Below are 23,057 nucleotides of genomic sequence, written 5' to 3'. Positions count from 1 at the left end.
ATGGATAACCTGCCCACCGGCACGATGCTCGCGCTCCTCGCCCTGCTCACGTTGTGGTCGGCGCTGTTCACCGCAGTCGAGGCGGCGCACCACAACCTGCGCGCGGTGCACATCAACCCCCGCTCGACCGAACCGCCGAAACCTACCTTGGCGTTCAACCTCAACAGCCTGATTCTCGGCAATACCTTGCTCAAGGTATTGATCACGATTCTTTCGACATTGCTCGCCATCAGCCAGTGGTACTTCCATGGCCCGCTGATTGCCTGGATCGCGGTGGCCAGTGTGCTGGTGATTGTCACGGAATTCATTCCACGCAAACTCGCCGCCCGCAGGCCGGAAGCGATATTGCTGCTGGGCAACAATGTCCTGCGCATCCCGATCCGTCTCTTGCGGCCATTGACCTGGATCTACAAGAACATCGCCAAACTGCTCCTGCGCCCGTTCCTGTCCAGACGTCGCCCCGACACCGCCGACGATGAAGACGATATGGGCGCCACGGTCTATCAGGACAACGAAAGCCAGTTCGGCCGCGCTCACATAATTTCCGGGATCCACGCGCTGGACAGCATGAGCGTCAACGACATTCTGGTGCCGCGCAGCGAAGTGGACGGCATCAATCTGGACGAGACCATCGAGGAGATCACAGACAAGCTGATCATTTCGAGGCATACGCGTCTGCCGGTCTACCACAACGACATCAATCAGGTCGAAGGCGTGCTCAACACGCGGATGATCAGCCACCTGTTACCCCGTGGCGAGTTGACCAAGGATGCGCTGAAAGCCGCTTGCTACGAGCCCTACTTCGTTCCGGAAAGCACCCCGCTGCAAATGCAGTTGCTCAACTTCCACAAACAGCAGCGGCGCATGGGTGTGGTGGTGGACGAGTACGGCGAAGTGCTGGGCATCGTCAGTCTGGAAGACATTCTTGAAGAGATCGTCGGCGAATTCGAGAGCGAGCAATCCCTCGATAATCCCCACATCCATCCGCAGCCAGACGGGCGTCTGGTGGTCGAAGGCGCGGCGTCGATTCGCGACCTGAACAAGACCCTGGGCTGGCACCTGCCCGCCGATGGCCCCAAGACCCTCAACGGCCTGATCACCGAAGCACTGGAAACCATTCCCGACAGCTCGGTGTGCTTGAAGATCGGGCCTTACCGCCTGGAAACGCTGGAAACCGAGGACAACCGCGTCACCCGCGTGCTGATGTGGCAGAACACCCGGACCAAAGACGTCATTTAAAGGGCTCGTCTGGCGTTTGAAACACTTGTTTCCACGCCGGCGCCCTTCCTATAATCGAGCCGCTTACCCAGCCCCGCCGATCCGCGTGCTACCCGCACGAAGCGCGATCCGGCCAGTCACTCAGCCTGACGTCTTCACGCGACACCCTGGCGCCCGCTCCCATCCCGAGCGTTGCCAGTCGCCCTCGCCCGCATCCGGGCTAACCTGTTCAGCGCTGTACCCAAAATAATTAACGATTGCCCCAGCGCGCGTACGATTTTTCGATGCCCGCTGACAGGCAAGATGACTGCCAGGGATACCCGCATGACCAGTACTTCCGCCTATCAACCAAGCGACGAGCGCGAGGCGCGCCCCGCCAACTCCGCCGCCCGCGTGGCCACTGCCAGCTTCATCGGTACCGCCATCGAGTTCTACGACTTCTACGTCTATGCCACAGCAGCCGCGCTGGTGATTGGTCCGGTGTTCTTTCCACAGACCTCCAGCACCGCACAGATGCTGTCGGCGTTTCTGACATTCGGCATCGCTTTTCTGGCCAGGCCGATAGGCTCGGCATTGTTCGGTCACTTTGGCGATCGGATCGGCCGCAAATCGACACTCGTCGCTTCCCTGCTGCTGATGGGCATCTGCACCACGCTGATCGGCGTGCTGCCGGGCTATGACGCCATTGGTTCATGGGCGCCCATACTGCTCTGCGTGCTGCGCTTCGGTCAGGGCCTGGGCCTTGGCGGCGAATGGGGCGGTGCAGCGCTGTTGGCGACCGAGAATGCGCCGAAAGGCAAGCGCGCCTGGTTCGGCATGTTCCCGCAACTGGGCCCTTCGATTGGTTTCCTCGCAGCAAACGGCCTGTTTCTGACGCTCGCCATGACGCTGACTGACGAGCAGTTCCGTTCCTGGGGCTGGCGGATTCCGTTCCTGCTCAGCGCAGTACTGGTGGTGATAGGCCTGTACGTGCGCCTGAAGCTGGAGGAAACGCCGATCTTTGCCAAAGCCATCGCTCGCCACGAACGCCTGAAAATGCCGATTGCCGAGCTGTTCGCGCAGTACTGGGCGCCGATGCTGCTGGGCGCGGCATCGATGGTGGTGTGCTACGCGCTGTTCTACATCTCGACGGTGTTCTCGCTGAGCTACGGGGTCAAATCGCTGGGTTACACCCGCGAATCGTTCCTTGCGATGCTGTGTTTCGCCGTGCTGTTCATGGCCTTGGCGACCCCGCTTTCCGCCTGGGCGAGCGACCGCTTCGGCCGCAAGCCTGTGCTGATCATCGGTGGCGTGCTGGCGATTCTGTCCGGTTTCCTGATGGAACCGTTGCTGACCCACGGCACGACCTGGGCCGTGACGCTGTTCCTGTCTATCGAGCTGTTCCTGATGGGCGTGACCTTCGCGCCGATGGGCGCCCTGCTGCCTGAGCTGTTTCCTACACGCGTGCGGTACACCGGCGCGTCAGCGGCCTACAACATCGGCGGTATCGTCGGTGCGTCGGTTGCGCCGTTCTTCGCACAGAAACTGGTGGAAATGGGTGGCCTGAGCTGGGTGGGCGGTTATGTGTCGGTGGCAGCGTTGATCAGCCTGATCGCGGTGCTGTGCTTGAAAGAAACACGGCACGCGGATCTGGATACGATCAAGTAATGCTTGCTCCGTAGCAGTCCGGCTTGCCGGCGGTGGCGTCCTTGAAATCGCTGCCGCCGGCAAGCCGGACTGCTACGGGATCAGTGTTCACTGCAAACAAAAACGGCGCCCCTGAGGGCGCCGTTTTTGATTGCGCGTCAGCTTACAGCTGAACCTTCACCGCCATCGACGAGCGCATCGCCTTGCTGCGCGCGGCTTCGATCGACTCATCGCGCGCCAGTGCCACGCCCATGCGACGCTGGCCGTTGACTTCCGGCTTGCCGAACAACCGCAGTGCGGTGTCTGGCTCGCTCAGAGCCTGCTCCAGGTTGGCGAAGGCGGTCTGGGTCGATTTGCCTTCCACCAGAATCACCGCCGAAGCCGATGGGCCGAACTGACGAATCAGCGGAATCGGCAAGCCCAGGATGGCGCGGGCGTGCAGCGCAAACTGCGACAGGTCCTGAGAAATCAGGGTCACCAGGCCGGTATCATGCGGGCGCGGCGATACTTCGCTGAACCACACCTGATCGCCCTTGATGAACAGCTCCACGCCAAACAGGCCGCGGCCGCCCAGCGCTTCGGTCACAGCCTTGGCAACGCGCTCGGACTCAGCCAGGGCAACCGGGCTCATGGCCTGTGGCTGCCACGACTCTTGATAATCGCCCTTCTCCTGACGGTGGCCGACCGGCGCACAGAAGGTGGTGCCGCCGACATGACGCACGGTCAGCAGGGTGATTTCGTAATCGAAGTCGATAAAGCCTTCGATGATCACGCGACCTTTGCCGGCTCGGCCGCCTTCCTGCGCGTAATCCCAGGCTTTCTGGATGTCGGCGTCGGTCTTCAGCAGGCTCTGGCCCTTGCCCGACGAGCTCATGACCGGTTTGACTACACACGGGAAGCCCAGGTCTTCAACGGCTTTCTTGTAGGCTTCGAAGGTGTCGGCAAAGTGATACGGCGAGGTCGGCAGGTCCAGCTCTTCAGCCGCCAGACGACGAATGCCTTCCCGGTTCATGGTGAGCTGCGCGGCGCGGGCGGTCGGGATCACCGTGAAGCCTTCGGATTCAAGCTCCACCAGCGTCGCGGTGGCGATGGCTTCGATTTCCGGGACGATGTAATGCGGCTTCTCGGCCTCGATCACGGCACGCAGCGCGGCGCCATCGAGCATGTTGATCACATGGCTGCGGTGCGCGACCTGCATGGCCGGAGCGTTGGCGTAACGGTCGACGGCAATCACTTCAACGCCCAGACGTTGCAGTTCGATCACCACTTCCTTGCCAAGCTCGCCGCAACCGCAGAGCAATACGCGGGTCGCGGTCGGCGACAGTGGAGTTCCGATTTGAGTCATCTCAGGTCCTCGTGGAGCAGATATCGAGGGCAGCCCGCCATGTGCGAGCAACCGCAGGGGAGAAAGGCGCGCAATTTACCATGAAGGCCGGGGAATGGGGTGTTGCGGGTGACGGGTGATCCGATGTTCCGCAGCCTTTCGCAACACCGCTACCCCTGCAGGAGACGCCGGCGGTCACGACGGCAGCGAACGCGGTGGGTCAGCCAGCTCAGTTCTGTCTGAAGTACCGCAATCGCCACTGTCGTAACCTCCAGAAGCTCCCACAATGCAGTGTCCACAGTGGCATCGCGGGCTCGCTGAACGCTGTGGGAGACGCCGGAGGTCACGACGGCAGCGAACGCGTCGGGTCAGCCAGCTCAGCTCTGTCTGAAGTACCGCAATCGCCACTGTCGTAACCTCCAGAAGCTTCCACAATGCAGTGTCCACACTGGCATCGCGGGCTCGCTTGAACTCTGTGGGAGACGCCGGAGGTCACGACGGCAGCGAACGCGGTGGGTCAGCCAGCTCAGCTCTGTCTGAAGTACCGCAATCGCCACTTTCGTAACCTCCAGAAGCTCCTACAAATGGGTCGCCGTGCCCAGCGGCTCCCAGGATGAAGCTTATTGACCGGGAACCGAAAACATCATCCCGCTCGCCCGCGCCCGCTCGCCACATAGCAACAACACCGCGCGGCGTTCGTCGTTGTTCATGCGGCTCCAGCCGGTGATTTCCCCGACGGTGCGCTGGCAGCCGACGCAGATGTCGGCCTCGTCCAGCGCGCAGACGTTCACGCAGGGTGAGCGAACGGGTTTTTCATGTGCCGGCTGTGCTTGAATCAGTGGTTCGGTGGACATCAGTCTTCCTGGGGCGCCAGATCGCGTGCATAACGCTGTGCATTGTGAACGTAATGCGCGGCGCTGGCTTCGAGCATTTTCTTCTGGGCGTCGGTCAGCTCGCGGACGATCTTGCCCGGTGAGCCCATCACCAGCGAGCCGTCGGGGATCACCTTGCCCTCGCCGATCAGCGAATTGGCGCCGATGATGCAGTATTTGCCGATCTTCGCGCCGTTGAGGATCACTGAATTGATGCCGATCAGCGTGTTGTCGTCCACGCTGCAGCCGTGAAGCATGACGTTATGCCCGATGGTCACGTTCTTGCCGATGGTCAGCGGCGAGCCCATGTCGGTGTGCATCACGGTGCCATCTTGCACATTGCTGTTCTCGCCGATGTCGATCAGCTCGTTGTCGCCACGCAGTACCGCGCCGAACCAGACACTGGCGTTGGCTTGCAGCCGAACCCTGCCGATCAGCGTCGCAGTCGGTGCGATCCAGCTTTCAGGATGGGCTTCGACACGGGAATCCCCCAGACGGTATTTCATATTATTTTCCTCATGGCTCTATGGCCGCGGGTCGAGCGCGTGGCTCACGGTTGGATGGAAAGATTCGTTCAGGATTTCAACGTGTGGATCACAGAGCGCCCGGGCGGGTGGCTCAGGCTGATATTGCTGTCGTACAGCACGTTCATCAGTTCGACGATCATGATCGCGGTCAGCCCCCAGATCTTGTACTCGCCGAAACGGTAACTCGGCACGTACCAACTGCGGCCCTGATAATCGATGCGGTGGGTATGTTCGCGAGCGTCCTGGCGGAAGAATTCCAGCGGCACGCTGAAGACGGCAGCAATCTCGCCGTCATTGGGGCGGTATTCGACAAAATCGGGAATCACGCCCACGTAGGGCGTGACCTTGATGCCGTGCTTGGAGATCAGCGGACTCAACGGGCCTATGACTTCGACGAGGCCGGGAGGCAGACCGATTTCTTCCTCGGCCTCGCGCAAGGCGGTGAACACTAGATCAGGATCCTCAGGATCACGTCGTCCGCCGGGAAACGCCACTTCGCCACCATGGGTGGACAAGCTGCTGGCGCGCAGCGTCAGAACCAGTTCGGGTTCGTCACTGCGGGTGATGGGCAGTAGCACCGCCGCCTCGGGGAAGCGCGCGTCCGTCTCCAGAGTGCCCGGCGTGTGGCTGCTTATACGGCGAAGTAGCTCGTCCAGCATGGGAATTCTCGTCCTGTTGCCTACTCGGCATGATGCACCAAAGGAGCGACGCGCCCAACCCCCGGCAGGACAGGACAGCATTACCGGGAAGACGCCCCTTGCCGACCACACGCGCGGCACGCCAAGATAGCCGCTGACTTCAGGAACCCGATTCGATCATGAAATTCTGCAGCCAATGCGGCGAACAGGTCATCCAGCGCATCCCCGAGGGCGACAGCCGCCCGCGTTTCGTGTGCGACCACTGCCACACCATTCACTACCAGAACCCCAATATCGTCGCGGGCGTGCTGCCGGTCTGGGAAGGCAAGGTGTTGTTGTGCCGCCGCGCCATCGAGCCACGCCTGGGTTACTGGACGCTGCCAGCGGGCTTCATGGAGAACGGCGAGAGCGTCGAGCAGGCCGCTCGCCGGGAAACCGTGGAAGAGGCCTGCGCCGTTCTGGAAGACCTGCATCTGTATGCGATGATCGATGTGCCGCACATCAGTCAGGTGCACATTTTCTATCGCGCGAACATGGCCAGCGCGGATTTCGCTGCCGGCGTCGAAAGCCTTGAAGTGAAGCTGTTCGACGAGGCCGACATTCCGTGGTCGGAGCTGGCTTTCCACACTGTCAGGCGTACCCTAGAATGCTTCTTTATCGACCGGCGGCATCAAGAATTCCCGGTGCATACCGATTGCCTGTCTATCTCACCTCCTCTTAAAACCACTTGATCAGATGACGACGCGCGATGGCTGCGCGAGCTTCAGGGATACCGTGTACATGCGTTGGTTGCTTGCCGTTCTATGTCTGTCGTTCGTTCCGCTGTCCCAGGCTGCGTTCACTCAGACCATCGTGCCCAAAGGCAGTGAGCAGAAGTTCATTGGCGGCAAGGTCATCGACACGGAAGACATCGCCAACCGCACCATCGACAAGATCCTGGTGCTCAAATCCGCGCACCAGTTGCAGCTGATGAGTAATGGCGAGGCGCTGAAGACCTACCGTATCTCGCTGGGCAAGGCACCCAAGGGGCCCAAGCTGCAGGAAGGCGACCAGCGCACCCCTGAAGGCTTCTACTGGCTGGACTACCGCAAAACCAGCGACGCCTTCAACCTGTCGCTGCACATTTCCTACCCCAACATCTCCGATTCCGCACGCGCCCGCCGCGAAGGCGTGAACCCCGGCAGCATGATAATGATCCACGGCACGCCGGTCAGCGAGGATTACCCGGAATGGTATTTCCAGACGCTGGACTGGACCAATGGCTGCATTGCCATGAAGAACAGCGACATTCGCGAAGTCTGGGATCTGGTCAAAGACGGAACGATGATCGAGATTCGGCCGTAACCTTTCAATACCACTTGGTAGCCAGTTCCACTCCGGTATAGACGCCACCGATTCGGTGGGAGGGAGCGAAGCTCGCGAAAGCGTCGTGTCATTAACAAACATGTGATCTGAGACCCTGCATTCGCGAGCCTCGCTCCCGCCCACAGGTGCATTCGACATCCCGGACTTTCGAGCTTTTCTGTCACCATCCCGTGACCAAAAAACCTTCCTGACCAATACCAATCCCGTTGACGTGGTATGCAAGTGGTATTACTTTCGGCAAGCAGTCCGAGAATAATTTCAAACCACTTGGAACCCGCACATGAACTCGATCCTCAACCTGCGTCCCGACGACAGTCAGCCGACGCCGCTGTACCTACAGCTGGCGCGCAACCTGGAAGCGGCGATTCACGCAGGTCACTGGCAGGCCGAGCAGGCGTTGCCCTCGGAACGTAGCCTCAGTGAAACCCTGAATATCTCCCGCGTCACCGCTCGCAAGGCGCTTGAAATTCTGCTCGAACAAGGCCTGATACGCCGCAGCCAGGGCTCGGGCACGTTCATCACGCCGCGCCTTGAGCAACCACTGTCCCGCCTTTCCAGCTTCAGCGAAATGTTGCGCCTCAAGGGCTTTACCCCGAGTTCGCAATGGCTGGAGCGCGACATCGCCCTGCCCACCCACGAAGAGCTGCTCCGCCTGAGCCTGTCGCCCACCGAAAAAGTCGCGCGGCTCAAACGCTTGCGCAAAGCCGATGGCATCGTCATGGCTGTCGAGCTCAGCGCGCTTCCAGCTGCGCTGTTGCCAGACCCACAAGCCATCGGCGATTCGCTCTACGCCCATCTGGACGCCATCGGCCGCCCTGTGGTGCGCGCCCTTCAGCACATTCGCGCGATCAACGCCTCGGCAGAAATGGCAGCCCTGGTCGGTATCGAAACCGGCACCGCGATGCTGCTGATGACGCGGATCGGTTACCTGGCCGACAACACCCCCATCGAGCTGACCGACACCTACTGCCGCGACGATTACTACGATTTCGTCGCAGAGCTGCGTCGCTAAATAGCGACCAGCCACACACGGAGCCCCCATGTCCGACTACAACATCCTCACGCCCGACGGCTGGATTCGCGGCCAGTTGCAGCATCGCGACGGTCGGGTGACGAGCATTTCCGGCACGCTCTGCAACCCACGGGACAACGAGCTGCCCTACGTGCTGCCGGGTTTCATTGACCTGCACGTTCACGGCGGCGGTGGCAGTGATGTCATGGAAGGTGCCCAGAGCTTCGCCACCATCGCCCGCACGCATCTGCGCTTCGGCACGACTTCGATGCTGGCGACCACCATGACCGCGCCGGCCGCCGAAATCAGCCAGGTGCTCGAGCAATTAGGCGGCTACTGCCAGAGCCGCGCGTCAGGCACCGCCCGTGTATTGGGTGTGCACCTGGAAGGCCCCTACATCAACCCCGGAAAACTCGGCGCGCAACCCAATCACGCTCATGCCGCTTTACTCAGTGAAGTTGAAGACTATCTAAGACTCGCGCCGATCAAGGTGATCACCATCGCCCCGGAAATCGCCGGGCATGTCGAGTTGATTCAGGCGCTGGCGGCACAAGGCGTACGTCTGCAAATCGGCCATACGCTGGGCAGTTACGAAGAGGGCGTCAGAGCGCTGGAAGCCGGTGCCACCAGCTTTACCCACCTCTACAACGCCATGAGCCCGCTGCATCACCGCGAGCCGGGCATCGTCGGCGCAGCACTGGCCCACGCCCGCTACGCCGAACTGATTCCTGACTTGCTGCATGTGCATCCGGGGGCGATCCGCGTCGCGTTGCGCTCGATTCCCTGCCTGTACTGCGTGACCGATTCCACGGCAGCCACCGGCATGCCGGACGGCGAGTACAAGCTGGGCAGCCATACCGTGACCAAATGCCTGGGCGGCGTGCGCCTTGCCGACGGCACTTTGGCAGGCAGCACGCTGACCATGGATCAGGCGCTGCGCAACTTGGTGAAGATCGGCTTGCCGCTGGCCGAAGCCTCTCAGCGCCTGTCGCAATTTCCCGCAGATTATCTGGGCATCGAAGAGCGTGGCCGCCTGCAAACGGGCAGCTGGGCCGATGCCGTTTACCTGAATCGCGATCTGACACTGACCGCCGTCATGGTTGAAGGAGAAACCATTGAACTCAAAAATGCTTGATGAGGCACTCGCCTCTGCCGCTGTCGTCCGGCGCCAGCTCGATGTGCTGGAAACGCGCCTGATCGAGGTCGCCGGTCGCCTGCGCCAGGCCGAGCCCAAGGTGCTTCTGTCTGTCGCGCGGGGCAGTTCCGATCACGCGGCCAGTTACTTCGCCTACCTCGCCATGCAAATGACCGGCGTACCGGTAGCTTCGTTACCGATGTCGGTGGTAACGCTGCATGACGCACCGATGCAGGTCAAAGGCCAGCCGGCGTTTGCCTTCTCACAGTCGGGCCAAAGCCCGGATCTGGTCGATAGTCTGCAAAAATTGCGCGAACGCGGCGCTTTGAGCGTTGCGATGGTTAACGCCGAAGGCTCCCCGCTGGAACAGGCCTGTGAATATGTCTTGCCCCTCAGCGCCGGGCCGGAACTCAGCGTAGCCGCGACCAAGAGTTTTATCGCAACCCTGAGCGCCAGCGCTCGGCTGATCGCGCACTGGCAACAGGATCAACAGCTGCTGCAGGCAGGTCTGACATTGCCTCAAGGCCTGGAGCAAGCAGCGCGTCAAGATTGGTCAACGGCGATCGACACGCTGCGTGACTGTCAGCGCCTGATGGTCATTGGTCGTGGCACTGGTTTCGCCATCGCGCAGGAAGCCGCCCTGAAATTCAAGGAAACCTCGGCGATTCAGGCCGAGGCGTTCAGCAGTGCTGAAGTGCGTCACGGCCCGATGGCGTTGGTCGACGATCTATACCCGTTGCTGATTTTCGCAACCCGAGGCGCCGAGCAAGCCAGCCTTCTGCAACTCGCCGCCGACATGCGCCAGCGCGGCGCGAAAGTCCTTTTGGCTGCGCCCGACGACATTGCCGAACGCGACCTGACGCTGAGTCGCGCCGACCACTTGGCCCTCGATCCGATCCTCGCCATTCAAAGCTTCTACGTCATGGCTGCTGCGCTGGCTGTGGCTCGCGGGCTGGACCCGGACCAGCCACGGCACCTGAGCAAAGTTACCAGAACCCGTTGATTCCGCGCCGCTCCGGCCGACGCCTGCAAGGACGAAGTCATGCATAACAATAAACAAATGACGTTCAGCGCCCCGTTCAGTGGAGCCGTGCTGACAATGGCCAGGATCCCTGACCCGGTGTTCGCCAGCGGCGCTATGGGTGACGGCTTGGCCATCGACCCGCTGGATGACGTGCTGCACGCGCCGTTCGCGGGCGTGGTGATCAATGTCGCGCGCACCCTCCACGCGATAAACCTGCGCGCCGACAACGGCAGCGAGTGGTTGCTGCACGTGGGCATCGACACCGTTGAGCTCAATGGCGAAGGTTTTGATGCGCTGGTGAAAGACGGCCAGCGCGTCACCGAAGGCCAACCGCTGCTGCGCTTCGATCTGGACAAGGTGGCGCGTAACTGCCGCAGCCTGGTCAGTGCGCTGATCCTGCTCAATGGCGACCGGTACGAACTGTCGCCTGTGCGCGAATCAGGCTCGGTGAACGTTGGCGAACCGCTGATGCAGGTCATCGCGCTGGCTCCCGACGATGAGTCTGCGCAAAGCACCGACGTGCGGGCCAAACAGGCTCGCGGCAGCATTCGTGTGGCGCACAACGGCGGTCTGCATGCCCGCCCCGCCGCCTTGGTGCGCCAGACTGCACGCCAGTTTGCCAGCCATGCCGAACTGCATTTCTCCGGCGCCAGCGCATCCACCGACAGCGTTACCGGGCTGATGGGGCTTGGTGTTGCGGAGCAGGACGAAGTGGAAGTCGTGTGCCTGGGGCACGACAGCGAAGTCGCATTGCAGGCTTTGCTCAAAGCGCTGTCGACACCCGCTCATGATGAAAAACCTCAGGCGCCGGTAGCCGCTGCCCCGAAAGCCAGTTCGAAAGCAGATCGTGAAAACGGCATTCTGCATGGCGTCACGGCTTCTCCCGGCTTGGCGAGTGGCCCTTTGTTCCGGCTCGACACCCTCGAGCTGGGCGAAGATCTGGGCGGTCATCGCCCGGACGAACAACGCCAGATCCTGAGCGAGGCGCTGGTTGAAGTGCGCGCCGACATCAGCACTTCGCTGGACCACGACCAGCATGAACAGAGCGCGATTTTCGCAACCCACCTTGCGATGCTCGAAGACCCGGCCCTGCTCGATGCGGCCTTTGACGCCATCGATCAGGGACAGGCCGCAACCCACGCCTGGAGCCACGCCGTGCTGGCGCAATGCGCCAACCTGGAAAAACTCGGCAATGCCCTGCTCGCCGAACGCGCCAACGACCTGCGCGATCTGCGCCAGCGCGTGCTGCTGACCTTGCTCGGCGAGGCACGCACTCTGGAAATTCCTGCAGGAGCGATTGTCGCGGCCCGGGAACTGACGCCTTCCGATCTGTTGAGGCTGGCGCAATGCGGCGTTGGCGGAATTTGCATGGCTGAAGGCGGCGCCACCTCCCACGTCGCGATCCTCGCGCGGGGCAAAGGCATGCCATGCCTGGTAGCGCTGGGCTCCACGCTGCTGGACATCGCCCATGAGTACGCCCATGAATCCGCGCATCAGGAAGTGGTGCTAGACGCCGATAACGCGCGCCTTGAGATCAGACCCGATGCCCCACGCCTGAAAGAAATCCACAGCCTGCGAGCGCAACGTTTCGAACAAAGGCAACGTCAGCAACAGCACGCGCATCTGCCCGCTCTGACTCAGGATGGCGTGAGCATTGTCGTCGCGGCCAACGTTGCGTCTCGTGCCGATGCCGAAAACGCGCAACTCAATGGCGCGGATGGCGTGGGCCTGCTGCGCACCGAGTTTCTGTTCGTTGATCGCAGCACTGCGCCGACCGAGGACGAGCAACTGGCTGCCTATCAATCAGTGCTCGATGCGATGCCCGACAAGCCGGTCATCATCCGCACCATCGATATCGGCGGCGATAAACAACTGGAATACCTGCCTCTGCCCGCCGAAGCCAATCCGGTGCTGGGCCTGCGAGGGATTCGCTTGGGTCAGGCTCGCCCTGAGCTGCTCGATCAACAGCTGCGAGCGTTATTGCGGGTCAAGCCACTGGCGCGTTGCCGCATTCTGCTGCCGATGATCACCGAGGTCAGCGAATTGCTGGCAGTGCGTGAACGTATCGACGAACTGGCACGTGAGGCCGGCATCGGCGAGCGCCCTGAGCTTGGTGTGATGATCGAAGTGCCCTCCGCCGCACTGTTGGCCGAGCAATTGGCGGAGCACGCGGACTTCCTCTCCATCGGCACCAACGATCTGTCGCAGTACACCCTGGCGATGGACCGCGATCATGCCGGCCTCGCTGCTCGCGTCGACGCCCTGCACCCGGCATTACTGCGCTTGATCGCCATGACCTGCAGCGCTGCGGCAAGCAAGGGCCGCTGGGTTGGCGTGTGTGGGGCATTGGCTTGCGATCCGCTGGCAACGGCAGTGCTCATCGGTCTGGGGGTTCGCGAGTTGTCTGTGAGCCCGCCGCAAGTCGCCGAAATCAAGGCACTGGTACGCGAACTGGACACCCGGCAGTGTCAGGCATTGGCCCAGCACGTGGTCAGCCTGGGCAGCGCAGCCGATGTGCGGGCGGCGTCCAGCACCTTTCAGACTCAGGTCCTGACCCGTCGCGCCAGCGCGTGAACGCGCCTGAATAACAAGAACAAAGACAAGGAGAGACGCCGTGTACCAACACTTCATCGAAGGGTTACAGCGACTGGGACGGGCTCTGATGCTGCCCATCGCCATCTTGCCGATTGCCGGATTGTTGTTGCGTCTGGGTGACAGCGACCTGCTGGACATCGCCATCATTCACTCGGCGGGCAACGCGATTTTCAGCAACCTGGCGCTGATCTTCGCCATCGGCATCGCCGTGGGCTTCGCACGCGACAACAACGGCACCGCCGGCCTCGCGGGAGCCATTGGTTATCTGGTGATGACGTCTACACTCAAAGTGCTCGATCCGCATATCGACATGGGCATGCTCGCCGGGATCATCGCCGGGCTGCTGGGCGGCGCGATGTACAACCGCTTCAAGGACATCGCCCTGCCTGAATATCTGGCGTTCTTCGGTGGTCGGCGTTTCGTGCCGATCGTCACCGGGCTGTCAGCCGTCGTACTGGGGTTAGTATTCGGCCTGATCTGGCCACCGGTGCAGAATGGCATCAACAGCCTCGGCCAGTTGATGCTGGAAAGCGGCAGCATCGGTGCATTCTTCTTCGGGGTGATGAACCGCATCCTGATCATCACCGGCCTGCATCACATCCTCAACAATCTGGTGTGGTTCGTCTTCGGCACCTTCACCGACCCGGAAACCGGCCGCGCCGTGACAGGGGATCTGGCACGTTATTTCGCCGGCGATCCCCATGCGGGGCAGTTCATGACCGGCATGTTCCCGATGATGATTTTCGGTCTGCCTGCGGCGTGTCTGGCGATGTACCGCAACGCGCTGCCGGATCAACGCAAGCTGATCGGCGGGATTCTGCTGTCCATGGCGCTGACCTCGGCGCTGACTGGCGTGACCGAGCCCGTCGAGTTCGCCTTCATGTTCCTCGCGCCAATGCTGTACGTGGTGCACGCCTTGTTGACAGGCCTGTCGATGGCCCTGGCCAACCTGCTGAACATTCACCTGGGCTTCACTTTTTCCGGCGGCGCCATCGACATGGCGCTGGGCTGGGGCAAGTCCACCAATGGCTGGCTGGTGTTCCCGCTGGGGCTGGCGTATGCGGTGGTGTACTACGTGGTGTTCGATCAATGCATCAAGCGTTTCAACCTGAAAACACCGGGCCGCGAACAGGTCACCAGCGCGTCATCCCACGTCGTGAAGAGTGATCGTGCCGGCGCGTATATCAAGGCATTGGGCGGCGCGGAAAACCTGCTGAGCATCGGCGCCTGCACGACCCGTCTGCGCCTGCAGATGGTTGATCGCAATCTGGCACAGGATGCCGAACTCAAGGCACTCGGCGCAATGGCAGTCGTACGACCCGGTAACGGCGGCAGCCTGCAGATCGTGGTCGGGCCGTTGGCGGACAGCATTGCTGATGAGCTGCGCGATGCCCTGCCCCTCGCAGCCAAATCCTCTGCTGCCGATACGCATGCAGCTCCGCAAACGCAAAAGCCGGTCGACGTCAGCCAGGCCACGCAGTGGTTCAAGGCGCTTGGCGGGAAAGGTGTTGTGGACGTGGAATGCGTGGCGCTAACGCGTCTGCGCGTGCAGTTGAAGGATGGGCAATCGCTGGCAGCGATTCAGCTGGAAGCACTGGGAAGCCAGGGCGTCAGAAGCCTGGGGAACGGGGTCTGGCATGTGTTGGTCGGGGAAAACGCTCAAGGGCTGAGCGAGGCGTTGCGGGGGATGGTGAAGGCCGGTTGACAGGGCCCCAGGGCAGAGTCGGATGCAAAACGTGACTCAAAAACTTTCCAGCTTCCACACCTCATAAGCCGGTGTTTCATAGGGGTGGCTGTGCTTGAGCGCAGCCACCGCCTGTTGAATCAACTCATCAGCGACCACAAGCTCGACCTTCCCGAATTTGTTGGACATGGCAACTTTCGGAAACGCCCTACAGAACCCCTGAAAGTGTGTGATTACACTGATCGGCCAATACCCGAGGAAGATCAACCATGGCTAATCAGGGTTACCTGACCATGACCGGCGAAAGGCAGGGCCTCATTTCTGCTGGCTGCTCCGCGCAAGACTCCATCGGCAACAAATGCCAGACCGCCGACCTGGACGAGATTCAGGTTCTATCGTTCGTGCATGACATGGCCCAGGTCGGCCATAGCCCCCATGCTTCCGATGGTCCGATAGTCATCACGAAAAACATCGATAAATCGACGCCCCTGCTGGCCCAGGCGCTGGATCAGCGTGAGAAATTGAAGTGTGTTCTGGATTTCTACCGCGTAAGTGCTTATGGCAATCAGGAGAAGTTCTACACCGTCGAATTGAGAGGGGCGGTGATTGTGAGCCTCTCAACATGCACTGTGGGCGTAATTACGGCAGCCCACGGGGCAAACAACCTCTATGAAAACAGCCGAAATTTGCTTGAGCGCAACCCTGATACGAGAGGCCCCTTGAGAAACGTTTACCAATACATAGCAGGAAGTGAGGGAGGGGGAAACATTACGTATGGCACGGCGGATGTTGGACTTTCAGTCTACGGCGTTTTAACACCCGCAATAAAGCCCGACGCGTGGCGAATTCAAGTACATCAAAGCCGATTATGAAATGGCATATAAACTAGTGCAGGCACTCTAACTATTGGTGGCGCGGCAGGAATAGGCACATCCGCCAGCATATGGGAAGAATGGACCCAAAATAAAAGTGAATAATTTAATATTATGCGCCAACTTCCTTTCAGGTTCGATTTTATTATTTACTCCCTCACTCATTTCAAAATATTCGTACAGCGGCAAAAAATGCTCAAAAAACATATTCGCCTTTACCGTCCTCAACAACATACTTTGCTCATCGGCGTACTGGATATTTACCGACAGCGGGAAGATCATTTTTCTCGGAACCTATGACAACTCATTGATGGGATGGCCGTCGTTGTTCTTCGCTTTCGCGTATGGCTGGGCACTCCCCTTTCCAGCCATGGATCGCCTACAAAGGCATTAGCTCAGTCGTCTTCTGAAATTACGGATGATGCCAGCGCTGATGAATTATCCGGTCTTCCGCTTTTGGGAAACTGGCATGCGACATGTCAGCACACCCGCTTGGGCAGGTACAGAGTCGGTAGACACCGAGATAACAACAAGACATTGTGGACATAACTTTATGATGCCCAACAAAAAACTTGCACACCAATATTTATTTATCGCACTTCCCTTTAGCTCTTAACTTAAAATTGGAATCATCCGTGAACAACAACATTCTTAGCGTGGATATCCTTCGACATGAAGAGCGTCAGACAACCGATGCACTTGATGTTTACATGCATGCACTCGCACAATTAGGTCATCACTCGGTATTCATTCTTGAGTCACTCTCAGGACCCAGCCGCGATCAACATGCGACAATCATCGGCATGGAGCCGCTTTTTGAAGTGTGCATCGATGAAAAACACGCATACCTGCGCGGCCAGCCAGAACTCTGTGCACACCTGTACGGCTGCCTGCGTCAACACGGCATGAAAATCGGCCCCGATCAGCGGATCGAATTGCAAGACAAGGAAGGCGCCTGGAATCTACTGCGATATGGCCAGTCCCTGTTCCAGGCGACTTCGGATAGGCCGCAAAGTCTCGCCTACTTTGGCTATTTCTCATACGACAGCGTGCGGTTGATCGAACGTCTGCCTGACTTGACGGAACGGACCCACGACTACCCGCTCATTGCTTTGTCTGTTTACCAGACGCTGCTGTACTTCCACAGCAATGGCGCTGTCGAGACCCTGATCAATAATCACCCGTTGTGGGCGGCACGCCGCCTGGAAGACTACCCATTCCTGCGGGCCTCAGCTGCGCCCATCTCGCAAGAACAGTCTGATTACCCGCAAGTCTTCGAAGAAACCCGTACGGTGACTCCGGAACAGTTCGAGCAGCGGGTAGAAGTGGCCATGGAGCATATTCGAGCCGGAGACGTGTACCAGATCCAGCTGGGCCACGAGATCCGTATTCGTTCCCAGATTACGCCGTTGGACGTTTACAAGAGCCTGCGCATGCGCAATCCGTCGCCCTACATGTACCTGGCGCACGTCGGCGGGATTGATCTGATTGGTGCGAGCCCCGAACTGTTCGTCAGGATCAAGGACAACCTGATCGAAATGCGCCCTATCGCCGGGACCGTAGGCAAGAGGCCTGGTGTCGACTACACCGAACTGGTGTTGGAGCTGACGCGTTCGGAGAAGGAGCGCGCGGAGCACCTCATGCTCATCGACCTGTGTCGCAATGACATAGGGCGGGTCTGCCAGCCAGGATCTTTGGAGGTCGATGAATTCATGCTGATCGAAGAGTATTCGCACCTTTACCACATGGTTTCGAATGTCCGGGGTTTACTGCGCCCAGGCATGGATGCCTACGACGTGATCAAGGCGTCATTTCCAGCCGGGACGATGTCGGGTGCGCCCAAGGTCAGAGCGATGGAGCTGATCGAGACCATGGAAAGCAACCGACGAGGTATCTATGCAGGTGCCCTTGGGCTGATCGGGTTCGATGGCAGCGTCAATACGGCCCTGTGCATTCGTTCGACTGTGCACGACCAAGGCACCTACTACCTGCGCGCATCCGCGGGTGTGGTAGCCGACTCGACGCCCGAAATGGAGTGGAAAGAAACGCTGTACAAGATGGGTTCGGTTTACCGCGCGGTAACCGGAGAGGAGATTGCTCTGTGAAAGTATTTTTGATCGATGCCTATGACAGCTTTGTCTTCATCATCAGCCAATACCTTGAGCAGCTAGGGCTGGAAACTCGTGTCGAGCGCCATGACCAGCCTGACCTCATTCAGCGGATCGAAGCTTTCGCGCCAGATTTCTGCGTGTTGGGGCCTGGGCCTGGTCACCCGGCAGATGTCGGCTACATCGAACTCATTCGGCATTTCGAACACCGCCTGCCGCTGCTCGGCGTCTGCCTCGGTCATCAAGCCCTGGGGCTCGCGTTTGGAGCTCAGGTCAGCCGCGCCCCTCGCGTCATGCATGGCAAGGTGAGCCAGATAGAAAATGATGGCAAGGGAGTCTATGCCCACACCCATGGTCGAACGATCAACGCTACTCGCTATCACTCCCTCATGATCGAAGACCTCGCTCTGCCGGAATGTCTGGAGGTGACCTCCAGATCAACCGACGATGGCTACATTATGGGCGTTCGACATCGTGCGTTACCAATCGAGGGCGTTCAGTACCACCCCGAAAGCATCCTGACGGAAAATGGTTTGGACCTGTTCCGCAGCTTCATCAAGCATTACCTGAACTGACTGGCATGGCAGTGGATGGGGACTTAACACCGACCACTGTAGGAGCGCGCTTGCCCGCGACGGCATTCCAACTTACGCTGCTGCGTCGAATGACACACCGCCCTCGCCGGCAAGCGCGCTCCTACAACGGGTAAGCTCCGCACATCAGAAATCTTCCAGCTTCCACACTTCATAAGCCGGTGTTTCATAGGGGTGGCTGTGCTTGAGCGCAGCCACCGCCTGTTGAATCAACTCATCAGCGACGACAAGCTCGATCTTCCACTCTTCAACCTGCTCGATCTGTCCGGTTTGCCCAATGAACGGCTGGCTGCCGTCCAGCGGGCGAAACTGGCCTTGACCCAGCACCTGCCATGAGCAGCTGTCATAGGCGCCGACTCGCCCCGCACCGGCGGCGAACAACGCGCTTTTGACCTGCTCCACATGGCTTGGCGGAACGAAGAACGCCAGCTTGTACATCGTCGATCAGTTAACCCAGACGCGTGCGTTGCGGAACATGCGCATCCAGGCGCCGTCTTCAGCCCACTCATCCGGACGCCACGAGTTGTTCACTGCACGGAACACGCGCTCAGGGTGCGGCATCATGATGGTGACGCGACCGTCGCGGGTGGTCAGGCCGGTGATACCGCGCGGCGAGCCGTTCGGGTTGGCCGGGTAGGTCTCGGTGACCTTGCCGTGGTTGTCGACGAAGCGCATGGCCACGGTGCCGGACAGATCGGTTTCCAGCAGCGACTCAGAAGACTTGAATTCCGCATGACCTTCGCCGTGAGCGATGGCGATCGGCATACGCGAACCGGCCATGCCTTGCAGGAAGATCGACGCCGATTTCTGGATCTCGACCATTGCTACGCGCGCTTCGAACTGCTCGGAGCGGTTGCGCACGAAGTGCGGCCAGAATTCGCTGCCCGGAATCAGCTCGTGAAGGTTGGACATCATCTGGCAACCGTTGCACACGCCCAGCGCAAAACTGTCGCTGCGGGCGAAGAAGCCCTGGAAGGCGTCACGTGCGCGAGTGTTGAACAATGCAGACTTGGCCCAACCTTCACCGGCGCCGAGAACGTCGCCATAAGAGAAGCCGCCGCATGCAACCAGCCCCTTGAACTCGTTCAAATCGACACGGCCCGCGAGGATGTCGGACATGTGCACGTCGACCGAGGCGAACCCGGCGCGATCGAACGCTGCTGCCATTTCCACCTGACCGTTGACGCCCTGCTCACGCAGGACCGCCACTTGTGGGCGAACGCCTTTCTTGATGTAAGGCGCGGCGATGTCGTCGTTGACGTCGTAACCGAGCTTGACGCTCAGGCCCGGGTTGTCTTCTTCAAGCAGGGCGTCGAACTCCTGATCGGCGCAATCGGCGTTGTCGCGCAGACGCTGGATCTGGTAGCTGGTCTCGCTCCACTGGCGTTGCAACAGACGACGATCACCCTTGAACAGCTGTTCGCCGTCCAGGCTGATGGCGATTTCGTTGTTATTGATCGGCTGGCCGATCACGGCAACGCAGTCGTCGCCCAGGCCCGCAGCGCTGAACTGCGCCAGCACCAGTGGGGTGGCGTCATGACGCACCTGAATCACGGCGCCCAGTTCCTCGTTGAAGAGGATGGCCGCGACTTTTTCGCGCTTGCCGGTCAGGGTGTCGAGTTGCAGATTCAGACCACAGTGGCCGGCGAAGGCCATTTCCAGTGCGGTGGTCATCAGGCCACCGTCGGAACGGTCGTGGTAAGCCAGCAGGTGGCCGTCGGCGTTGAGGCCCTGAATCACGGCGAAGAACGCCTTCAGGTCTTCAGCGTCATCCACGTCCGGCGCCACGCTGCCGAGCTTGCCGTGGGTCTGCGCGAGGATCGAGGCGCCCATGCGGTTCTGGCCGCGGCCCAGGTCGATCAGGATCAGGTCGGTGACGCCCTTGTCCATGCGCAGTTGCGGGGTCATGGTGCCGCGAATGTCGGTGACTGGCGCGAAGCCTGTGACGATCAGCGACAGCGGCGAAGTGACGGTTTTTTCCGCGCCTTCATCGCTCCAGCGGGTTTTCATGGACATGGAGTCCTTGCCCACCGGAATGGTGATACCCAGCTCAGGGCACAGTTCCATGCCGACGGCTTTTACGGTGTCATACAGACGCGCGTCTTCGCCCGGGTGACCGGCTGCGGACATCCAGTTGGCCGACAGTTTGATGTCGGACATCTTGCCGATGCGCGATGCCGCGATGTTGGTCAGGGTCTCGCCGATGGCCATGCGGCCGGATGCCGGAGCGTCCAGCAATGCCAGCGGCGTGCGCTCGCCCATGGCCATCGCTTCACCGGTGTAGACATCGAAGCTGGTTGCAGTGACAGCAACGTCAGCTACAGGCACTTGCCACGGGCCTACCATCTGATCGCGATTCACCAGACCGGTGATGCTGCGGTCGCCGATGGTGATCAAAAAGTTCTTGCTCGCCACGGCAGGGTGGCGCAGCACGCGCTGTACGCTGTCTTCGAGGTCCAGGGTGCTCGGGTCGAAATCGTCGCCCAGCTCGGTTTCGCGAGTGGCCGAGCGGTGCATGCGCGGCGCCTTGCCCAGCAGCACTTCCAGCGGCATGTCCACCGGGCTGTTGCCGAAGTGGCTGTCGGTGACGGTCAGTTGCGGCTCTTCGGTGGCTTCGCCGACCACGGCGAACGGGCAACGCTCACGTTCGCAGATGGCTTTGAAACGCTCGAAATCAGGGGCGCTGACGGCCAGGACGTAACGCTCCTGGGACTCGTTGCTCCAGATTTCCAGAGGCGCCATGCCCGGCTCGTCGTTCGGCACGTTGCGCAGCTCGAAACGACCGCCACGGCCGCCGTCGTTGACCAGTTCAGGGAAGGCGTTGGACAGACCGCCCGCACCGACATCGTGAATGAAGGCGATAGGGTTGGCGTCGCCCAGCTGCCAGCAGCGGTCGATCACTTCCTGGCAACGGCGCTCCATCTCAGGGTTTTCACGCTGAACCGACGCGAAATCCAGATCCGCCGAGCTGGTACCGGTGGCCATGGAGGAAGCCGCGCCGCCACCCAGACCGATCAGCATCGCCGGGCCGCCCAGCACGATCAGCTTGGCGCCGACAGTGATTTCGCCCTTCTGCACGTGCTCTGCACGGATGTTGCCCATACCGCCAGCCAGCATGATCGGCTTGTGGTAGCCACGGACTTCTTCACCGTGCGGGGTATTGATGGACTGTTCGAAGGTACGGAAGTAGCCGGTCAGCGCCGGACGACCGAATTCATTGTTGAACGCGGCGCCGCCCAGCGGGCCTTCGATCATGATGTCCAGCGGAGTGACGATGCGCTCAGGCTTGCCGTAAGGCTTTTCCCAAGGCTGCTCGAAACCCGGAATGTTCAGGTTGGAAACGGTGAAACCGGTCAGGCCAGCCTTTGGCTTGGCGCCACGGCCGGTCGCGCCTTCGTCGCGGATCTCGCCACCGGAACCTGTGGATGCGCCCGGGAACGGAGCAATCGCGGTCGGGTGGTTGTGGGTTTCCACCTTCATCAGAATGTGCACCGGCTCCTGCACCGCACCGTACTGGCGGGTTTCAGGGTTCGGGAAGAAGCGCCCCGCCACACTGCCGACGATGACCGAGGCGTTGTCCTTGTAAGCGGACAGCACGCCTTCGTTATGCATCTGGTAGGTGTTCTTGATCATGCCGAACAGGCTTTTTTCCTGGCTCTGGCCGTCGATGTCCCAACTGGCGTTGAAGATCTTGTGACGGCAGTGCTCGGAGTTCGCCTGGGCGAACATCATCAGCTCGATGTCGTGCGGGTTGCGCTTGAGGCCAACGAACGCGTTGACCAGGTAATCGATTTCGTCTTCAGCGAGGGCCAGGCCCAGCTCGACGTTGGCTTTTTCCAGCGCCGAGCGACCGCCGCCCAGCACGTCTACCGCCGTCAGCGGCTTGGGCTCGGCGTGGCTGAACAAGCCAGCAGCCTGCTCCAGCGCGCCCAGTACCAGCTGGGTCATGCGGTCGTGCAGGGTGTCGGCGATCAGCTGTGCTTCGGCTTCGCTGAACTGGCCTTCTACATAGAAGGCAATGCCACGCTCAAGACGCTGGATCTTGGTCAGGCTGCAGTTGCGGGCGATATCGGTGGCCTTGCTCGACCACGGCGAGATGGTGCCGAACCGCGGCAGCACCAGGAACAGACGGCCACGAGGCTCTTGAACCGGCACGCTAGGGCCGTATTTCAACAGACGGGCAAGGACTTGCTGCTCATCCTCTGTCAGAACGCCGGTAACCTCAGCGAAGTGAGCGAATTCAGCGTACAGGCCACTGACAGCCGGAACTTTATCGTTCAGCTGCTCAAGTAATTTCTTGTGGCGGAAGGCGGAAAGGGCGGGAGCACCACGCAAGATCAACATCGTCGGGACAGCCTCGGGGAAGGGGGTGTGCTTTGAGGCCGTGCATTCTAGCCTAAACCGCCACTTTCGGCACCCGAAACCACGGCCTGAACGCACCCGAATGTCGGCGCTTGCCGATTC

19 protein-coding genes and 1 pseudogene are annotated in these 23,057 nt (G+C 60.4%); 12 read left to right on the top strand and 8 right to left on the bottom strand.

Going from position 1 to position 23,057, the window contains the following annotated elements; translation table 11 throughout:
- Together BWR59_RS11600 and BWR59_RS11595 are read left to right on the top strand one after the other, a co-directional pair.
- On the top strand, positions 1 to 1,239 hold the full coding sequence (locus BWR59_RS11600; RefSeq protein ID WP_081565775.1) for a transporter associated domain-containing protein: 1,239 nt from the start codon (positions 1 to 3) through the stop codon (positions 1,237 to 1,239).
- Positions 1,240 to 1,542: 303 nt separating this feature from the next.
- A complete protein-coding gene (locus BWR59_RS11595) occupies positions 1,543 to 2,865 on the top strand; it encodes an MFS transporter (RefSeq protein ID WP_081565774.1) in 1,323 nt (440 codons plus the stop codon).
- 142 nt (positions 2,866 to 3,007) lie between these two features.
- Here the strand turns inward: BWR59_RS11595 and purT are convergent, their stop codons facing one another.
- From purT to BWR59_RS11575, 4 genes are all read right to left on the bottom strand, one after another.
- A complete protein-coding gene (gene purT, locus BWR59_RS11590; RefSeq protein ID WP_081565773.1) occupies positions 3,008 to 4,189 on the bottom strand; it encodes a formate-dependent phosphoribosylglycinamide formyltransferase in 1,182 nt (393 codons plus the stop codon).
- A 599-nt stretch (positions 4,190 to 4,788) separates the two neighbouring features.
- Complete coding sequence (locus BWR59_RS11585) at positions 4,789 to 5,022, bottom strand: DUF1289 domain-containing protein (protein WP_081565772.1); 234 nt, start codon at positions 5,020 to 5,022, stop codon at positions 4,789 to 4,791.
- A complete protein-coding gene (locus BWR59_RS11580; protein ID WP_081565771.1) occupies positions 5,022 to 5,546 on the bottom strand; it encodes a gamma carbonic anhydrase family protein in 525 nt (174 codons plus the stop codon). The genes BWR59_RS11585 and BWR59_RS11580 overlap by 1 nt, the downstream gene beginning before the upstream one ends.
- A gap of 68 nt (positions 5,547 to 5,614) precedes the next feature.
- A complete protein-coding gene (locus tag BWR59_RS11575; RefSeq protein ID WP_081565770.1) occupies positions 5,615 to 6,226 on the bottom strand; it encodes a CoA pyrophosphatase in 612 nt (203 codons plus the stop codon).
- A gap of 158 nt (positions 6,227 to 6,384) precedes the next feature.
- Between BWR59_RS11575 and BWR59_RS11570 the strand changes: the two genes are divergently transcribed.
- The 7 genes from BWR59_RS11570 (at position 6,385) to nagE (ending at position 15,041) form a co-directional block, all read left to right on the top strand.
- Positions 6,385 to 6,936: an NUDIX hydrolase gene (locus tag BWR59_RS11570; RefSeq protein WP_081565769.1), complete on the top strand. Its 552-nt coding sequence runs from the start codon at positions 6,385 to 6,387 to the stop codon at positions 6,934 to 6,936.
- Between the two features lie 49 nt (positions 6,937 to 6,985).
- Complete coding sequence (locus tag BWR59_RS11565; protein WP_081565768.1) at positions 6,986 to 7,549, top strand: L,D-transpeptidase family protein; 564 nt, start codon at positions 6,986 to 6,988, stop codon at positions 7,547 to 7,549.
- 301 nt (positions 7,550 to 7,850) lie between these two features.
- Positions 7,851 to 8,582 (top strand): GntR family transcriptional regulator, encoded by a 732-nt coding sequence (locus BWR59_RS11560; RefSeq protein ID WP_081565767.1) that lies wholly within the window; start codon positions 7,851 to 7,853, stop codon positions 8,580 to 8,582.
- A gap of 28 nt (positions 8,583 to 8,610) precedes the next feature.
- Positions 8,611 to 9,717 (top strand): N-acetylglucosamine-6-phosphate deacetylase, encoded by a 1,107-nt coding sequence (gene nagA, locus BWR59_RS11555; RefSeq protein ID WP_081565766.1) that lies wholly within the window; start codon positions 8,611 to 8,613, stop codon positions 9,715 to 9,717.
- On the top strand, positions 9,698 to 10,720 hold the full coding sequence (locus BWR59_RS11550; protein ID WP_143490815.1) for an SIS domain-containing protein: 1,023 nt from the start codon (positions 9,698 to 9,700) through the stop codon (positions 10,718 to 10,720). The genes nagA and BWR59_RS11550 overlap by 20 nt, the downstream gene beginning before the upstream one ends.
- 39 nt (positions 10,721 to 10,759) lie before the next feature.
- A complete protein-coding gene (gene ptsP, locus BWR59_RS11545) occupies positions 10,760 to 13,315 on the top strand; it encodes a phosphoenolpyruvate--protein phosphotransferase (protein WP_081565764.1) in 2,556 nt (851 codons plus the stop codon).
- Positions 13,316 to 13,355: 40 nt separating this feature from the next.
- Positions 13,356 to 15,041: an N-acetylglucosamine-specific PTS transporter subunit IIBC gene (gene nagE, locus BWR59_RS11540; RefSeq protein WP_081565763.1), complete on the top strand. Its 1,686-nt coding sequence runs from the start codon at positions 13,356 to 13,358 to the stop codon at positions 15,039 to 15,041.
- Positions 15,042 to 15,077: 36 nt separating this feature from the next.
- On the opposite strand, the pseudogene BWR59_RS11535 reads toward nagE, so the two are convergent.
- Positions 15,078 to 15,200: pseudogene (locus BWR59_RS11535) on the bottom strand (NGG1p interacting factor NIF3); the annotation flags it as partial.
- 89 nt (positions 15,201 to 15,289) lie between these two features.
- Here BWR59_RS11535 and tssD point away from each other — a divergent pair.
- Positions 15,290 to 15,892: a type VI secretion system tube protein TssD gene (gene tssD, locus BWR59_RS11530; RefSeq protein WP_081565762.1), complete on the top strand. Its 603-nt coding sequence runs from the start codon at positions 15,290 to 15,292 to the stop codon at positions 15,890 to 15,892.
- A gap of 27 nt (positions 15,893 to 15,919) precedes the next feature.
- Here the strand turns inward: tssD and BWR59_RS11525 are convergent, their stop codons facing one another.
- Positions 15,920 to 16,174: a hypothetical protein gene (locus BWR59_RS11525; protein ID WP_081565761.1), complete on the bottom strand. Its 255-nt coding sequence runs from the start codon at positions 16,172 to 16,174 to the stop codon at positions 15,920 to 15,922.
- A 353-nt stretch (positions 16,175 to 16,527) separates the two neighbouring features.
- On the opposite strand from BWR59_RS11525, the gene BWR59_RS11520 reads away from it, so the two are divergent.
- Positions 16,528 to 17,997 (top strand): anthranilate synthase component I family protein, encoded by a 1,470-nt coding sequence (locus tag BWR59_RS11520; RefSeq protein ID WP_081565760.1) that lies wholly within the window; start codon positions 16,528 to 16,530, stop codon positions 17,995 to 17,997.
- Complete coding sequence (locus BWR59_RS11515; protein WP_081565759.1) at positions 17,994 to 18,575, top strand: aminodeoxychorismate/anthranilate synthase component II; 582 nt, start codon at positions 17,994 to 17,996, stop codon at positions 18,573 to 18,575. The genes BWR59_RS11520 and BWR59_RS11515 overlap by 4 nt, the downstream gene beginning before the upstream one ends.
- Positions 18,576 to 18,719: 144 nt before the next feature.
- Here the strand turns inward: BWR59_RS11515 and BWR59_RS11510 are convergent, their stop codons facing one another.
- A complete protein-coding gene (locus BWR59_RS11510) occupies positions 18,720 to 19,031 on the bottom strand; it encodes a YqfO family protein (RefSeq protein ID WP_081565758.1) in 312 nt (103 codons plus the stop codon).
- Between the two features lie 6 nt (positions 19,032 to 19,037).
- Positions 19,038 to 22,937: a phosphoribosylformylglycinamidine synthase gene (gene purL, locus BWR59_RS11505; protein ID WP_081565757.1), complete on the bottom strand. Its 3,900-nt coding sequence runs from the start codon at positions 22,935 to 22,937 to the stop codon at positions 19,038 to 19,040.
- Positions 22,938 to 23,057: the final 120 nt, after the last annotated feature.

Source organism: Pseudomonas sp. Bc-h, assembly GCF_002080045.1.
Classification (GTDB): Bacteria; Pseudomonadota; Gammaproteobacteria; order Pseudomonadales; family Pseudomonadaceae; genus Aquipseudomonas.
This window is presented reverse-complemented; position numbering and strand designations above follow the sequence as displayed.

What these genes read in the sequence shown, in the direction of transcription:
- BWR59_RS11580 (WP_081565771.1), bottom strand. Translation starts at nt 5,546, where the DNA reads ATGAAATACCGTCTGGGGGATTCCCGTGTCGAAGCCCATCCTGAAAGC.
- BWR59_RS11600 (WP_081565775.1), top strand. Translation starts at nt 1, where the DNA reads ATGGATAACCTGCCCACCGGCACGATGCTCGCGCTCCTCGCCCTGCTC.
- purT (WP_081565773.1), bottom strand. Translation starts at nt 4,189, where the DNA reads ATGACTCAAATCGGAACTCCACTGTCGCCGACCGCGACCCGCGTATTG.
- BWR59_RS11560 (WP_081565767.1), top strand. Translation starts at nt 7,851, where the DNA reads ATGAACTCGATCCTCAACCTGCGTCCCGACGACAGTCAGCCGACGCCG.
- BWR59_RS11525 (WP_081565761.1), bottom strand. Translation starts at nt 16,174, where the DNA reads ATGATCTTCCCGCTGTCGGTAAATATCCAGTACGCCGATGAGCAAAGT.
- BWR59_RS11585 (WP_081565772.1), bottom strand. Translation starts at nt 5,022, where the DNA reads ATGTCCACCGAACCACTGATTCAAGCACAGCCGGCACATGAAAAACCC.
- BWR59_RS11595 (WP_081565774.1), top strand. Translation starts at nt 1,543, where the DNA reads ATGACCAGTACTTCCGCCTATCAACCAAGCGACGAGCGCGAGGCGCGC.
- nagA (WP_081565766.1), top strand. Translation starts at nt 8,611, where the DNA reads ATGTCCGACTACAACATCCTCACGCCCGACGGCTGGATTCGCGGCCAG.
- BWR59_RS11570 (WP_081565769.1), top strand. Translation starts at nt 6,385, where the DNA reads ATGAAATTCTGCAGCCAATGCGGCGAACAGGTCATCCAGCGCATCCCC.
- BWR59_RS11510 (WP_081565758.1), bottom strand. Translation starts at nt 19,031, where the DNA reads ATGTACAAGCTGGCGTTCTTCGTTCCGCCAAGCCATGTGGAGCAGGTC.
- tssD (WP_081565762.1), top strand. Translation starts at nt 15,290, where the DNA reads ATGGCTAATCAGGGTTACCTGACCATGACCGGCGAAAGGCAGGGCCTC.
- purL (WP_081565757.1), bottom strand. Translation starts at nt 22,937, where the DNA reads ATGTTGATCTTGCGTGGTGCTCCCGCCCTTTCCGCCTTCCGCCACAAG.
- ptsP (WP_081565764.1), top strand. Translation starts at nt 10,760, where the DNA reads ATGCATAACAATAAACAAATGACGTTCAGCGCCCCGTTCAGTGGAGCC.
- BWR59_RS11575 (WP_081565770.1), bottom strand. Translation starts at nt 6,226, where the DNA reads ATGCTGGACGAGCTACTTCGCCGTATAAGCAGCCACACGCCGGGCACT.
- BWR59_RS11565 (WP_081565768.1), top strand. Translation starts at nt 6,986, where the DNA reads ATGCGTTGGTTGCTTGCCGTTCTATGTCTGTCGTTCGTTCCGCTGTCC.